Raw genomic sequence first — 13,689 nt, forward strand, 5'->3', positions numbered from 1 at the left:
TTCAGCGCAATGCCGCTCAGTGGAACAGCACGCTTGCACCGCGATCCGAAGGGCCAACGGCGCGGCGGAAGGGTGCAAACAGGTCCCTGCCCATGCCGAATTCGTTCTCGGAAAGATCGGCGACTACAGACTCACGTTCAGCCAGATCGGCAGCGTCGACCAGCACCTCCAGTGTGCCCGCGATCGCATCGAGGCGGATAATATCGCCGTCCTTGATCCGCGCGATCGGACCGCCGTCGACAGCTTCCGGCGTGACGTGGATTGCTGCCGGCACCTTGCCTGAGGCGCCCGACATGCGGCCGTCCGTCAGAAGCGCGACGCGGAAGCCGCGGTCCTGCAGCACGCCGAGCGGCGGCGTCAGCTTGTGCAGTTCCGGCATACCGTTCGCCTTCGGTCCCTGGAAACGGACAACGGCGATGAAGTCCTTGTTGAGTTTCCCGTCCTTGAACGCGTCCTGCAATTCCTGCTGGCTGTGGAAGACGACGGCCGGCGCTTCGATGACGTGCCTGTCCTGCTTGACCGCAGAGATCTTGATAACGGCCTTGCCGAGATTGCCGCGCAGCATCTTCAGGCCGCCATTGGCCTGGAAAGGCGTCTCGATATTGGCAAGCACCTTCGGGTCGACGCTTTTTTCCGGCGCCGGTTCGCGCACGATCGTGCCGTTGTCGCCGAGGCGGGGATCGATGGTGTAGGCCCGCAGGCCCTGGCCGAAGACGGTGCGCACGTCGTCATGTAGCATGCCGTGCTTAAGCAGTTCCTTGATGAGGAAGCCCATGCCGCCGGCCGCGTGGAAGTGGTTGACGTCAGCAAGGCCGTTCGGATAGACGCGCGCCAGTAGCGGCACCACTTCGGAAAGCTCGGCGATATCCTGCCAGGTCAACTGGATGCCTGCTGCCCGCGCCATGGCGACAAGGTGCAGGGTGTGGTTCGTCGAGCCGCCGGTCGCATGCAGACCGACGACGCCGTTGACGACGGAGCGTTCGTCGATCATCTCGCCGGCGGGCGTGAACTCGTTGCCCTGTGCGGTGATCGCCAGCGCCCGCTTGGCCGCCTCACGCGTGAAGGCTTCGCGCAGCGGCGTGCCTGGATTGATGAAGGAGGAGCCGGGCATATGGAAGCCCATGATCTCCATCAGCATCTGGTTTGAGTTCGCCGTGCCGTAGAATGTGCAGGTGCCCGGACCGTGGTACGACTTCGATTCCGCTTCCAGCAGTTCGGCGCGGCCGACCTTGCCTTCTGCATAGAGCTGTCGCACGCGCGACTTCTCGTCGTTCGGAAGACCCGTCGTCATCGGCCCGGCCGGCACGAAGATTGCCGGTAGGTGACCGAAGGAGAGGGCGGCAATGACGAGGCCCGGCACGATCTTGTCGCAGACACCGAGGAAGAGCGCGGCATCGAACATGTTGTGTGAGAGGCCAACACCGGCCGCCATGGCGATCAGGTCACGGGAAAACAGCGAGAGCTCCATGCCCGGTTGGCCCTGAGTGACGCCATCGCACATGGCTGGGACGCCACCCGCCACCTGGGCGATGCCACCGGCCTCCGCTGCTGCCTCGCGAATGATCGCCGGATAGTGCTCGAAGGGCTGATGCGCGGAGAGCATGTCATTGTAGGAGGTGATGATGCCCAGATTGGGCACGCGGTCGCCCGCAAGTGCCTCCTTCTCCGCGGGGGAACAGACCGCGAAGCCGTGCGCGAGGTTGGCGCAACCGAGAACCGAGCGGCTTACACCTTTGGAAGCGGCGTTTCGCAGGCGCTCCAGATAGAGTCCGCGCGTCGGCTTCGATCGTTCGACAATGCGGGCGGTGATCGCAGAAATGCGTGCATTAGCGGACATGGGAGGTATCCTGCCTTGGTTGCTCTTCAATTTTCGTTCGCGGCTTGCCCGAAGGCCTATGGAGCCCAATAGACCTCGACCGGGCTCGTTGCCCGCCGCAGAATGGCGCGGATCGGCATCTCTGCCTCGTCGCCGGCTCTCTCGGCCTTCGTCAGGACGTCCTTCTTGCTCTCGCCTTCGATGTGAAGCACGAGCAGCTTTGCATCCTGAAGGCTGGAGAAGGTGAAGGTGAGCCGCGGCTCGCCCGCGCCGTCCGCCTCCATGGTAATGATACCACGCGGCGTCTTAGCGTCGAGCGCGACCTTCAGATTGCTGCCATCCGGGAAGAACGAGGCCGTGTGGCCGTCGCCGCCCATTCCGAGGATCGCCACGTCAAAGGGATTGCTGATCGAAGCGGTCGCCGTCGTCGCAAGCTTCGCCGCGACCTCGACCGACGCCGCCGCCTGATAGAGTGGCAGGAAGCGCGCGGCTTTCGCTTTGTTCTGCAGGAGGTTGTCGGCCACCAGCAGATGGTTCGAGCGCGGATTGTCCGCAGGCACGAAACGTTCGTCGACCAGCGTGATGGTCACTTTGGTCCAGTCGAGATCACGCGCCGAAAGCTCCTGGAAGAAGAGCTTCGGCGTCGAACCGCCGGAAACGGCGAACGTCGCCGCTCCGCGTGCGTCGATTGCGGCGGAAAGCGACGCAGCGACTTTGTCTGCTAGGTTGCGAGCCAGTTCTGCGCCGTTGGCGAAAGCATGCATCGTCGCTGCCATCGTCTTTGATCCTACAGGTTGTCGTGCCAGGTGCGGCCGTCACGCTCGATGAGCGCGATTGATTGGCTAGGACCCCAGGTGCCGGCGGTATAGCCCTGAACCTTCTGTCCGGTCGTTTCCCAACCCTTGAGGATCGGATCCACCCACTGCCATGCCGCCTCCACTTCGTCGCGGCGCATGAACAGCGTCTGGTTGGAACGGATGACGTCCATCAGCAGGCGCTCGTAGGCATCCGGGTTACGCACCGAGAAGGACTCGGCGAAGCTCATGTCGAGCGAGACGTTGCGCAGACGCATACCGCCTGGACCTGGATCCTTAATCATCAGAGACTGCTTGACGCCTTCGTCAGGCTGCAGGCGAATGATGAGCTGGTTCTGGTTGATACGGCCGGCGGACTGATCGAAGACCGAGTGCGGGATCGGCTTGAAGGTGATGACGATCTCTGACATGCGACCGGCAAGACGCTTGCCGGTGCGGATGTAGAAGGGAACGCCGGCCCAGCGCCAATTGCCGATCTCGGCTTTGATGGCAACGAAGGTTTCGGTGTTCGAAACGCCGCCTTCGAGCTCTTCCAGGTAGCCCTTGACTGGACCACTGCCGGAAGCGCCCGCGCGATACTGGCCGCGAACGGTGCTGGTCTCGACGTTCGATGCGTTGATCGGCTTCAATGCCCGCAGCACCTTTAGCTTCTCGTCGCGGACGGCTTCGGAGTCCATCGAAGAAGGAACTTCCATCGCAACCAGGCAGACGAGCTGCATGATGTGGTTCTGCACCATGTCGCGCAGAGCGCCGGCGGTATCGTAGTAGCCCGCGCGACCTTCGAGGCCGACCGACTCGGCAACCGTAATCTGTACGTGGTCGATGTGATTGGCATTCCACAGCGGCTCATAGAGCGCGTTGGCAAAGCGCAGCGCCATCAGGTTCTGCACCGTTTCCTTGCCGAGATAGTGATCGATACGGAAGATCTGTTCTTCCTTGAAGACCTTGCCGATCGTGTCGTTCAGCTGCAGGGCGGAAGCGAGATCGCGGCCGATCGGCTTCTCGACAACGATGCGCGTCGACTTGGTGATCAGCTTGTGGTCGTGGATCTTCTGCGAGATGTCGCCGAAAATACCAGGCGCAACGGCGAGGTAGAAGGCGCGTACGCGATCCTTGCCCTCATCCAGAAGCTTCTTCAGTTGATCCCAGCCGGCGTCCGAACGCGCATCGACAGGCACGTAGTACAGGCGCTGCAGGAATTTCGCGACCTCGGTCTCGTCGTACTCACCCTTCTTGAGATGCTCCTTCAGGGCGTCCTGGGCAAACTTGCGATATTCCTCGTTCGTAAGCGGGCTGCGCGAGGCGCCGATGATACGGGTCGGCTCAGTGAATTGACCTTCGATCTGACGATGGTAAAGGGCCGGAAGCAACTTGCGTTCTGCAAGGTCGCCGCTGCCGCCGAAAACGACATAATCAAAGGGTTCAACGGGGATGATTTGGCTGCTCATGAGGATGTCTCTCAATCAGACGAGTTATTGGCTCTTTAATCTAATCGATTTAAAAAAGCCAGTGTGCGATGCAATGAATCTCTCGGAAAGAGGTTTTAGTTCGAATTGCCGCGCGATGAAATCCGCAATCTGACTAAAACTTGTCGCGCAATGCAAACCAGGAAAGCGCCAGAAAGAGCAGCGGCGCCCGCATGGCGGCGCCCCCTGGAAAGGCCGGAATATCGAGCGACCTGAAAAGATCGAGATCCGCCGATTTTCCCAGAACCGTTTCCGCGTAGAGCCTTCCACAATAGTTTGCGAGCATGACGCCATGTCCGGAATAGCCGCCGATCGAGGTCACGCCAGGCATGACCTCGCGCACGAAGGGCTGCCGCGGCATGGTGATGCCGACCGAACCGCCCCAGGCATGCGTGATCTCGATATCCCGAAGCGTCGGGTAGATTTCCGCGATCTGCCGGCGGATGTGCTGCGTAATGTCGCGCGGATTGTCGGCCGTATAGGCTTCTCGACCGCCGAAGAGTAGCCGTCCGTCCTTGGACTTGCGGAAGTAGCGCACGACGAAGCGTGAGTCGGCCACGGCTTCGCCACCAGAAAGTATCTCCGGATAGCGGTCGAGCGGAGCGGTGGCGCCGATGAAGGAGCGAATGGGCATCACGTGGCTTGCAGTCACCGGCTCGAGATTGCCGATGTAGCCGTCGCAGGCAATCAACGCCTTGTCAGCGGTGATCGTGCCTCTCGGCGTCTCTATCGTCACCTTGCGGCTACCCTGACGAATCGCCGTCGCCTTCGTCATCTCGAAAACTTGCGCGCCGGCATTGGCCGCAACACGGGCCAGACCGATCAGCAGCTTCAGCGGGTGGATATGACCCGTGCCGGTATCGCGAACGCCGCAATAATAGCGCGTCGAGCCAAGCCGCTCCTGGGTCTCGGCTTTGTCCATGAAGCGCACATGAGGATAGTTGTAGCGCATAGCCGCGACCTCGGCATTTTCGTAATAGTCCGGCCTGTAGCTCTCCTTGTGCGCTACGTTCATCTGCCCCGGCATGTAGTCCATGTCGATCTGATGGTTCGTGGCAAAATCCATGAGATGCCGCTTGGCGGCCTCGGCAAGGTCGAACAGCGCGCGCGAGCGCTCGTAACCGATTTTTTCCTCAAGCTCTTCCGGCCACCAGCGCTGTCCGGTGCCGAGCTGGCCGCCATTGCGCCCGGAGGCGCCGTCGCCAAACCGGCACGCCTCGATGAGAACCACCGAGACGCCTGACTTGGCGAGATTGTAGGCAGCCTGCAGCCCTGTGTAACCGCCGCCGACGATCGCGACGTCGCAAGTCGTCGAGCCGTCGAGTGCGGGATAGCTCGGCCGTTCGCCGACGGTTGCCTGATACCACGAAATGCCGGGCGCAATGGGGCTTTGCCATCTCTCCTGCGATGTCATGACCAAGCCCTCCCTACACGTTCAGCAGAAGGAATTCGCGTTCCCAGGGGCTGATCACCTGCATGAAGGTTTCGAATTCTCCGCGCTTCACACCGGCGTAGATACCGAGGAACTCCTTGCCGAATACTTCCTCGAAGGCTTCCTCGTCTTCCATCAGTGCGACGGCCTCCAGAAGACCGCGCGGCAGATCGATCGAACCCTCGTTTGCCGTGTCCTCTGTCGGCGCGGTCGGCTCGATGCCCTTCATGATGCCGAGCAGGCCGGAGGCCAGCGAGGCGGCGAGCGCGAGATAAGGATTGGCGTCCGAACTCGGCAGGCGGTTTTCCACGCGCCTTGCCTGCGGATCGGACACCGGCACACGGAACGCCGTCGTGCGGTTGTCGTAACCCCAGGCATTGTTGACGGGCGCCGACATGTCGGGCGTCAGCCGGCGGTAGGAGTTCACATAGGGCGCCAGCATCACCATGGAACTCGGCACGTATTTCTGCAGGCCGCCGATGAAATGGAAGAATTCACGTGAGGCGGAACCGTCCGGGTTCGAGAAGATATTCTTGCCTGTCTCCACGTTGACCACGGACTGGTGGATGTGCATGGCCGAACCCGGTTGGCCCTGCATCGGCTTGGCCATGAAGGTCGCGTAGATGCCGTGTTTCATTGCCGCTTCGCGGATCGTGCGCTTGAACAGGAACACCTGGTCGGCAAGCTCGATTGGATTGCCGTGGCGCAGGTTGATCTCCAGCTGCGCCGGGCCCTCCTCGTGGATCAGCGTGTCGATCTCGAGGCCCTGCTTTTCCGAGAAATGATAGATGTCGTCGATCAGTTCGTCGAACTCGTTGATACCGGCGATCGAATAGCCCTGACCGCCGAGGATCGAGCGACCGGAGCGGCCCTTCGGCGGATGCAGCGGATAGTCGGGGTCGTCGTTCTTGGCAACCAGGTAGAATTCGATCTCGGGCGCGACGATCGGCTTCCAGCCGCGGTCGCCATAAAGCTTCAGTACGCGTTTCAGGACGTTGCGTGGCGTATAGGGAACTTCTTCGCCGTCTACGCTGACGATGTCGCAGATCACCTGCGCCGTCGGGTCGGTTTCCCAAGGGACCACGGAGAGCGTGGAAAGGTCGGGAACCAGCTTCAGGTCGCTGTCCCTGGGCTCATAGCGGAAGCTTTCGGTCTCATCCGGATACTCGCCGGAGATTGTGTGACGGTAGATCGCCGAGGGCAGGGCAAGCGAGGTGTTTGACGTGAATTTGGAGCTCGGCATCATCTTGCCGCGCGGCACGCCGGCAAGGTCCGGCGTGATGCACTCGATGTCTTCGATGCCACGCGCCCGCAAGAACTGCGCTGCTTCCTTCCAGTTTGCAACGCCGCGCTGGTGTCCGGGGTCCGGGGGTGTTTTCTTCGAGGCGGGTACGTTTCTGGCAGGCTTCAGCGTCGTCTTTTTTGGGGACATGACACACCGGTTTGCGTTGATCGTGACGGCATCATAGCTGGAGTTTGGCAATTGGCGAGGGGGAGGCACGTTGACTTTCGCCTCTTGATGGAAAAAGAAGACGCCTTTCGACAAGGGAAGTGGTTTTGCGAAAAAGCGATGTGATCGTCATCGGCGCGGGCGCCGCCGGCATGATGTGCGCCATTCGCGCCGCCCAGCGCGGTCGCTCGGTCATCGTCCTGGACCATGCGAAGACGCCGGGCGAAAAGATCCGCATCTCCGGCGGCGGCCGCTGCAATTTCACCAATATAAATACTGGCCCGAAAAGCTTCCTGTCTGCCAATCCGCATTTTTGCAAATCGGCCCTCGCGCGGTTCACGCCTTCCGACTTCATCGCCATGGTCGATCGCCACCGGATCGCCTGGCACGAGAAGACGCTTGGCCAGCTGTTCTGCGACGATAGCGCCAAGGACATTATCCGCATGCTGCTCGACGAGATGCAGACAGCCGGCGCGGCGTTGCATCTGCGTACCGAGATCGGGGATGTCGAAAAGAGCGGCGAAGGCTTCCGCATCTCGACGTCGGAGGGCGCATACGAATGCCGCTCGCTGGTCCTCGCGACCGGCGGCAAGTCGATTCCGAAGATGGGGGCGACCGGCTTTGCCTATCGCGTCGCCGAGCAGTTCGGCCTTCCCCTGGTCGAGACGCGGCCCGGCCTTGTGCCGCTGACCCTGGATCAGGCCACGCTCGAAAGCCTTTCCGAACTCTCGGGCATATCAGCCTCGGTCGAAATCCGCCACGGCAAGACCGCCTTCCGCGAAGCCCTGCTCTTCACGCATCGCGGCCTCAGCGGTCCGGCGATCCTGCAGATCTCCTCCTATTGGCGCGAGGGCGACGACATCACCGTCGACATCGAACCGAATGTCGATCTGCACGAGCATCTGAAGACCGCGAAAAGGGCAAATGGCCGGCAGTCGGCGCAGACGGCGCTGGCCGAGATTCTGCCGAAACGGCTGGCGCAATACCTGACCGAGCGGGAAGGCATCGCGGGTCACATAGCCGATCTCTCCGACAAGATTTTGCTGCGTCTGGTCGACGCCGTGCAGAACTGGAAGATCAAGCCGTTGGGCTCGGAGGGCTATCGGACCGCCGAAGTGACGCTCGGCGGCATCGATACGGCCGCGCTTGATTCACGCACCATGGCGGCGAAAAGCGTCCCAGGCCTCTTCTTCATCGGCGAATGCATCGACGTGACCGGCTGGCTCGGTGGCTATAATTTCCAGTGGGCGTGGGCTTCCGGCTTCGTTGCCGGTGAATCTTTGTAGGCACGAAACAACCCGCTCGATTCAAGAGTTCTTAAGGAGGGTGCGCCATCCTGCCTCAATGACAGTTGGAAAAGCGCTTCCTAAATAGAGCTTTACCAGCAAGTCGTTTTGTTGGATTGTTATGCCAGAGATGAAGTGAGGTTCTGCAGATGAACAAGAACACACGACGCGCACGCGCCATTGCAATCGCTCAAGCCAAGCCCGACAACAAGCTCGTCGCCGTACGCTATTTCGTCATCTCTGCCAGTGCACTGGCCGCCGTGGCCGCTCTCCTCCTCGCACGTTGGTTCTGACATCCGCGATCTTTAGACGCCTGGCATGGGGCGCATTTGCGCGCCGGCCGTCTCGCGGATAAATTGATTTGAACACGGCTATCCCGAGTTTTCGCTTATCCGAAAATTAAGACATCCTCTGCAAAACTCGCTCGATATTTTTTGGGCGCTTTCCGTTTTGACGTGAAGCGAGCTGGCAATGACTGCCGCCCAGGCCTCGTGTCCGGGATTCCAATTGTTCCAATAGAGCAGCTCGATGCACTCGGTCGGCGCCCGCCAGGCGGCCGGCGGGAGGAGTGGTGTATGGAAGGCCGGAACCGCCATGTTGATTGATAAGATTCTTTCCCGTTTCAGGATCAAGACCAAGGTCCTGATCTTTGTATTGCCCTTTGTTGTAAGCATTTCTGCCGTCGGCCTGACCGGTCTCTATGCCTCTGGTTTGCTGCAGGGGCGTATGGAAATCTCCAACAGCGTCCTGCAGTCGCTAAGCGGGTTCAAGGATCTTTATGGTTCCATGGACGACTTCCTGCAGATCACCAGCCAGGAAGCACGCGACAAGCTTTATGGGGACATCAAGACACAGCAAGGTACTTTGAACGCCACGCTGAAGCAGATCGGCGAAAACGGCGGACGCGACAACCTGCGGGTTGCGATTGACGGCACTTCCGGGATTTCCGACACCGTGGGCAAGCTCTGGACTCTTCATGAGCAGGAGCTCGCTCTCCGCAAGTCGATCGACGACGCGCAGAAGGTGATGATCACAAGCCGCTTCAACGTGAACTACGATGCGCAGCAGCTTGAGGAAAATATCCGCAAGGACGAAGGCAACGCGACGGCAACGCTCCGCGCCGCCGATCGCCTGCTGAAGGGCGGGGACACGCTTGCCACAGTCATGGGCGATTTCAACAAGGCCCAGTTGCCCGCCGACAAGCTGAAGGTCGTTACCGACGCCATTCCTGCCATCACGAAGGCTCAGCGCCTGATCGAGATTTCGGTACCCGCGAACCAGAAGAGCATGACGCAGTCGCTGTCGCAGACGATCAGTGACGTGAAGGCGCAGGCAACTGCTGCTGACGCCGGCACCGATGAGGCGATAGCCAATCTCGGGCGGCTTGTCTCGCGCTTCCGTCAGATGTCGACCTATACGCAGCTGACGGCGACGCAGATGATGCGCGCGGCGACGACCACCTTCGTCGAGCTCGACAGCCGTATCGCCCAGACGAATTCCGTGCTCGAGGACACGCGCCGCCTGGAGAGCGCGATCTACTCGCTTCAGCTCGTCCTCGGTGAATTCGCCGCCAAGCCGGGCAAGGAAAACCGCGTCCGCCTGCATCAGGAGATCGCGACGCTCGGCACCAATCTCAACACGCTGCTCGCCAGCGCGAAGGGTATGAACTTCGCGGAAGACATCGTCGCGGCCATGTCTCCAGCCCTTGCCTCGATGGACAAGGACGCCCAGAGCCTCGTTGATACGATCAACCAGCGTGTTACTGACTACGCATCCGCCCGCCAGCAACTTGATGCCGTCTGGGGTCAGCTGACGACCTTTGCCGAATTGCAAAAGCAGAGCGCCGGTGCCGAGCGTACGCAGGCGAACGGCATTTCGGTGCTGACGACCGGCCTTGGCATTCTGGTCTCGATCATCGGTGGTATCGCCCTGGTTCTAACTCTGCAGCGTCCGATTGGTCAGATCACCGCGGCCATGCGCCGCATTGCCGATGGCGCGCTCGATACGAACATCTCGGGCGATCAGCGGCATGACGAAATCGGCGACATGGCCCGCGCACTCGGCATCTTCAAGGAGAATGCGATCTCCAAGATCCGCATTGAGGAGCAGAGCGATGAAGAGCGTGCTGCTGCCGAGCACGAGCGCCAACGCAACGATGCCGAGAAACGGGAGATGGACCGCCAGATCGAGTTTGCGGTCAACGCGCTTGCCTCCGGTCTCGAGCGCATGTCGCAGGGCGACATTTCGACCACGATCGATACGCCGTTCATCGGGCGTCTCGAGCAGCTTCGCCAGGACTTCAACGGTTCGATGATGCGCCTGCAGGCAACCATGAGCCAGATCCGCGACAACGTCGAGATGATCCAGGGCAACGGCAACCAGATGGCTCAGTCCGCCGAAGATCTTGCCAAGCGCACCGAGCAGCAGGCAGCTTCGCTTGAAGAGACCGCCGCCGCGGTTGAACAGATCACGGTGACGGTCCGCTCCTCTGCGGAGCGCGCCAAGGACGCGGATCAGATCGTCCGCCAGGCCAAGCGCAGCGCCGACGACTCGGCAGTGGTCGTCAGCAACGCCATCGACGCGATGGGCCGTATCGAAGATGCATCCCGCCAGATCGAGCAGATCATCGGCGTCATCGATGAGATCGCATTCCAAACCAATCTGCTGGCATTGAACGCCGGCATCGAAGCGGCGCGCGCCGGTGAAGCCGGCAAGGGCTTTGCTGTCGTCGCCATGGAGGTGCGTGAGTTGGCGCAGCGCTCCGCTGCTGCTGCGCAGGAGATCAAGGGCCTCATCAACAAATCGACGACAGAGGTCAGCTCCGGCTCGCAGTTCGTGCAAGAGACCGGCACGGTGCTTGCGAAGATCAGCGCTCAGATCGTCACGATCAGCCAGCATGTCGAGACGATCGCCCGTGCGAGCCATGACCAGTCGGGCGCGCTGCAGGAAGTCAATGCGACGGTGAATCAAATGGATCAGATGACGCAGCAGAACGCGGCAATGGTCGAAGAGACCACCGCCGCGAGCCGCGAGCTTGCAACGGAAGCGGATCTGCTCCTGCAACTGATCCGGCAGTTCAAGATCGACGGCGACATGCAGGGCACGATCTATCGCGCCGCATAAGACGATCGAAAGCAATCGCTAAAAAGGCTCCGGATTTTCCGGGGCTTTTTGCTTTCTGCCTCCTGTCACGGCCTGGAGACGGCTCAGCGCTTGGGCTCGATTTCAAATTTTTGACAATTGCCAATTTTTTGAAGATTTTCTTTAAATTTTTCAATTAACCTGCGAGGCTCATGTCTCAGGGGATATCCATGCTGCGCCTGTTCTCGGCTTCCATCGTACGTCAGATTGTTGCCATCACGCTCGTACTGCTCGTTTGCAGCACCGCGGCGATCGTCTGCGTGACCTACTACAATCTGAGTGCCTACGTGATGACAAGCGCCGTCTCCGACGCCAAGGATGCGAGCCGGACCATGGCCGTCCTCTATGGCGCCAGCGACGCGGCGGTGAAGGTCGAGGTCAGCAATAACGAGCTCGCCGGCGTAACGGAAGAGAAGCTTCCCTCGCTCGGCGATCATGTTCTGGTCGATCGCACCGCGCAGTCGATTGCAGGCGTTGCAACCGTATTTGAACGACAGGGCAGCGACTACGTCCGCGTCTCGACGAACGTGAAGAAGGAAAACGGCGATCGCGCCGTCGGCACGAAGCTCGCAGCGGATCACCCCGCGCAGGTGGTATTGGCCAGGGGGCAGGCCTACTACGGCCCGGCAGAGCTGTTCGGTCGGAAGTTCATGACTGGTTATTTCCCGGTCAAGAACGCGACCGGCTCAAATGTCGGCATCCTCTTCATCGGCATCCCGATGGAGGTTTACTACAATAGTCTGCAGCAGTTGCTGATACTGGTGGCCGGCGCTGGCGTCGCGGTATTGCTGCTGGTCGGCGTAGTCGCCTACTTCGCCATCCGGGCGTCCGTCAGGCCGCTGGAAGCGCTGACCGCTACCATCCATACGATCTCTGCCGGAAATCTCGATGGACCGATCCCCTGTGTGGAGAAGCAGAACGAGTTCGGCGCCATCGGACGCGCCCTCGCGCTCTTCCGGGATAACGCCCGCGCTCGCCAGACATTGGAAACGCAGGCGGCCGAACAGCGCCAACTCAGCGACGACGAGCGCGCTCGCAACGATGCAGAGAAGCGCGCGCTCGACGGTCAGATCGACTTCGCCGTCAATCAGCTCGCGGCCGGTTTGGGGCGTCTGGCGCAGGGCGATGTCTCCCAGACGATCGAGACTGCGTTCGTCGGTCGCCTGGAGCAGCTTCGTGTCGATTTCAACGCATCGCTCATCCGCCTGCAGGAAACGCTGGCCCGCATTCGTGACAACACCGCTTCGATCCAGAGCAATTCCGGCGCCATGCTGGCTTCCGCCGACGAGCTTTCGAAGCGTACGGAAGCGCAGGCTGCCAATCTCGAGGAAACGGCGGCCGCCGTCGAGGAAATCACGGTAACGGTCAAATCGTCTGCGGTGCGTGCGCGGGAGGCGAACGACGCCGTATCCGTGACGAAGAAGAACGCCGATAGCTCGGGCGCCGTGGTCAGCGACACGGTCGCGGCGATGGACCGCATCGAGGAGGCCTCGAAGCAGATCGAACAGATCATTGAAGTCATCGACGACATCGCTTTTCAAACGAACCTTCTGGCGTTGAACGCCGGTATCGAGGCGGCGCGCGCCGGTGAGGCAGGCAAGGGTTTCGCCGTCGTTGCGCAGGAAGTGCGCCAGCTTGCGCAGCGCTCTGCAGACGCCGCGCGCGAAATCAAGGGCCTGATCGAGAAGTCGACGCGGGAGGTCACGATCGGGTCCGGTCTCGTGCAGAAGACCGGCTCGGTGCTCGCCGCGATCAGCCAGGAGATCATCGCGATCAGCAGTCACGTCGAAACGATCGCAACGGCAAGCCAGGACCAATCGGCCGCTCTGCAGGAGGTCAACGGCGCCGTCAATGCGATGGACCAGATGACGCAGCAGAACGCCGCAATGGTTGAGGAAACGACCGAGGCGAGCCGCCAGCTTGCGAATGAGGCGGATGCGTTGATGGCGCTGGTTCAGCAGTTCCGCTTCGAAGCCGCTCCCGATTACGGCCGGACGAGGCAGGCGGCCTGATCGCTGCGCTCAGATCGGCAACGGCCGGGTGCTCTGGCGCGAAACGCTTTGACCGATATTCTGAAGGATGTGATCAAGGCCGCGAAGCGGACTAGGCGGGAGCTGCCGAAGCTTTCGTAGAACTCGCTTTCGGCTCGCGGCGAATATTTGTCACGGCTGTCGTTGAGCAGGTCTGCAATCTGGGCAATGGCGATGAGAGTGATCATGACGATGTCCTTCCGTCTGGGCATCGCTTTAGTTATTCATCAAAATCTGCTTTATAAACGCGAAT

Annotated in this window: 10 protein-coding genes; 4 read left to right on the forward strand and 6 right to left on the reverse strand. The window is 60.8% G+C overall.

The features are described 5' to 3' along the window. Window positions 1-16 precede the first annotated feature (16 nt). The 5 genes from edd to PMI09_RS17050 form a co-directional block, all read right to left on the reverse strand. Window positions 17-1,837: a phosphogluconate dehydratase gene (gene edd / locus PMI09_RS17030; protein WP_007796713.1), complete on the reverse strand. Its 1,821-nt coding sequence runs from the start codon at window positions 1,835-1,837 to the stop codon at window positions 17-19. 56 nt (window positions 1,838-1,893) lie between these two features. Continuing rightward, complete coding sequence (pgl, locus tag PMI09_RS17035) at window positions 1,894-2,592, reverse strand: 6-phosphogluconolactonase (protein ID WP_007796716.1); 699 nt, start codon at window positions 2,590-2,592, stop codon at window positions 1,894-1,896. An 11-nt stretch (window positions 2,593-2,603) separates the two neighbouring features. Further along, window positions 2,604-4,079 (reverse strand): glucose-6-phosphate dehydrogenase, encoded by a 1,476-nt coding sequence (zwf, locus tag PMI09_RS17040; protein WP_007796720.1) that lies wholly within the window; start codon window positions 4,077-4,079, stop codon window positions 2,604-2,606. A 133-nt stretch (window positions 4,080-4,212) separates the two neighbouring features. Further along, window positions 4,213-5,511, reverse strand: coding sequence for an NAD(P)/FAD-dependent oxidoreductase (locus PMI09_RS17045; protein ID WP_007796722.1), 1,299 nt, complete (start codon window positions 5,509-5,511; stop codon window positions 4,213-4,215). A 13-nt stretch (window positions 5,512-5,524) separates the two neighbouring features. Next, on the reverse strand, window positions 5,525-6,961 hold the full coding sequence (locus tag PMI09_RS17050; RefSeq protein WP_037083376.1) for a glutamine synthetase family protein: 1,437 nt from the start codon (window positions 6,959-6,961) through the stop codon (window positions 5,525-5,527). A gap of 170 nt (window positions 6,962-7,131) precedes the next feature. On the opposite strand from PMI09_RS17050, the gene PMI09_RS17055 reads away from it, so the two are divergent. The 4 genes from PMI09_RS17055 to PMI09_RS17065 all read left to right on the forward strand — a co-directional run bounded on the left by PMI09_RS17055 (window position 7,132) and on the right by PMI09_RS17065 (window position 13,418). Beyond that, window positions 7,132-8,265: an NAD(P)/FAD-dependent oxidoreductase gene (locus PMI09_RS17055; RefSeq protein WP_052026550.1), complete on the forward strand. Its 1,134-nt coding sequence runs from the start codon at window positions 7,132-7,134 to the stop codon at window positions 8,263-8,265. Window positions 8,266-8,414: 149 nt separating this feature from the next. Further along, window positions 8,415-8,558, forward strand: coding sequence for a hypothetical protein (locus PMI09_RS31760; protein ID WP_007796730.1), 144 nt, complete (start codon window positions 8,415-8,417; stop codon window positions 8,556-8,558). Window positions 8,559-8,859: 301 nt separating this feature from the next. Continuing rightward, window positions 8,860-11,388, forward strand: coding sequence for a methyl-accepting chemotaxis protein (locus PMI09_RS17060; RefSeq protein ID WP_037083341.1), 2,529 nt, complete (start codon window positions 8,860-8,862; stop codon window positions 11,386-11,388). A 188-nt stretch (window positions 11,389-11,576) separates the two neighbouring features. Beyond that, window positions 11,577-13,418 carry a methyl-accepting chemotaxis protein gene (locus PMI09_RS17065; RefSeq protein WP_007796735.1) on the forward strand — a complete coding sequence of 614 codons (1,842 nt, stop codon included), beginning with the start codon at window positions 11,577-11,579 and terminating at the stop codon, window positions 13,416-13,418. Here the strand turns inward: PMI09_RS17065 and PMI09_RS17070 are convergent. After that, window positions 13,391-13,624 (reverse strand): hypothetical protein, encoded by a 234-nt coding sequence (locus tag PMI09_RS17070; protein ID WP_007796738.1) that lies wholly within the window; start codon window positions 13,622-13,624, stop codon window positions 13,391-13,393. The two genes, PMI09_RS17065 and PMI09_RS17070, sit on opposite strands and share 28 nt — an antisense overlap. Between the last annotated feature and the right edge of the window lie 65 nt (window positions 13,625-13,689).

This window comes from Rhizobium sp. CF122 (assembly GCF_000282035.1).
Lineage (GTDB): Bacteria > Pseudomonadota > Alphaproteobacteria > Rhizobiales > Rhizobiaceae > Rhizobium.

Excerpts from the sequence above, each read along its gene's own strand:
- edd (WP_007796713.1), bottom strand. The coding sequence starts at position 1,837 with ATGTCCGCTAATGCACGCATTTCTGCGATCACCGCCCGCATTGTCGAA.
- pgl (WP_007796716.1), bottom strand. The coding sequence starts at position 2,592 with ATGGCAGCGACGATGCATGCTTTCGCCAACGGCGCAGAACTGGCTCGC.
- zwf (WP_007796720.1), bottom strand. The coding sequence starts at position 4,079 with ATGAGCAGCCAAATCATCCCCGTTGAACCCTTTGATTATGTCGTTTTC.
- PMI09_RS17045 (WP_007796722.1), bottom strand. The coding sequence starts at position 5,511 with ATGACATCGCAGGAGAGATGGCAAAGCCCCATTGCGCCCGGCATTTCG.
- PMI09_RS17050 (WP_037083376.1), bottom strand. The coding sequence starts at position 6,961 with ATGTCCCCAAAAAAGACGACGCTGAAGCCTGCCAGAAACGTACCCGCC.
- PMI09_RS17055 (WP_052026550.1), top strand. The coding sequence starts at position 7,132 with ATGATGTGCGCCATTCGCGCCGCCCAGCGCGGTCGCTCGGTCATCGTC.
- PMI09_RS31760 (WP_007796730.1), top strand. The coding sequence starts at position 8,415 with ATGAACAAGAACACACGACGCGCACGCGCCATTGCAATCGCTCAAGCC.
- PMI09_RS17060 (WP_037083341.1), top strand. The coding sequence starts at position 8,860 with ATGTTGATTGATAAGATTCTTTCCCGTTTCAGGATCAAGACCAAGGTC.
- PMI09_RS17065 (WP_007796735.1), top strand. The coding sequence starts at position 11,577 with ATGCTGCGCCTGTTCTCGGCTTCCATCGTACGTCAGATTGTTGCCATC.
- PMI09_RS17070 (WP_007796738.1), bottom strand. The coding sequence starts at position 13,624 with ATGATCACTCTCATCGCCATTGCCCAGATTGCAGACCTGCTCAACGAC.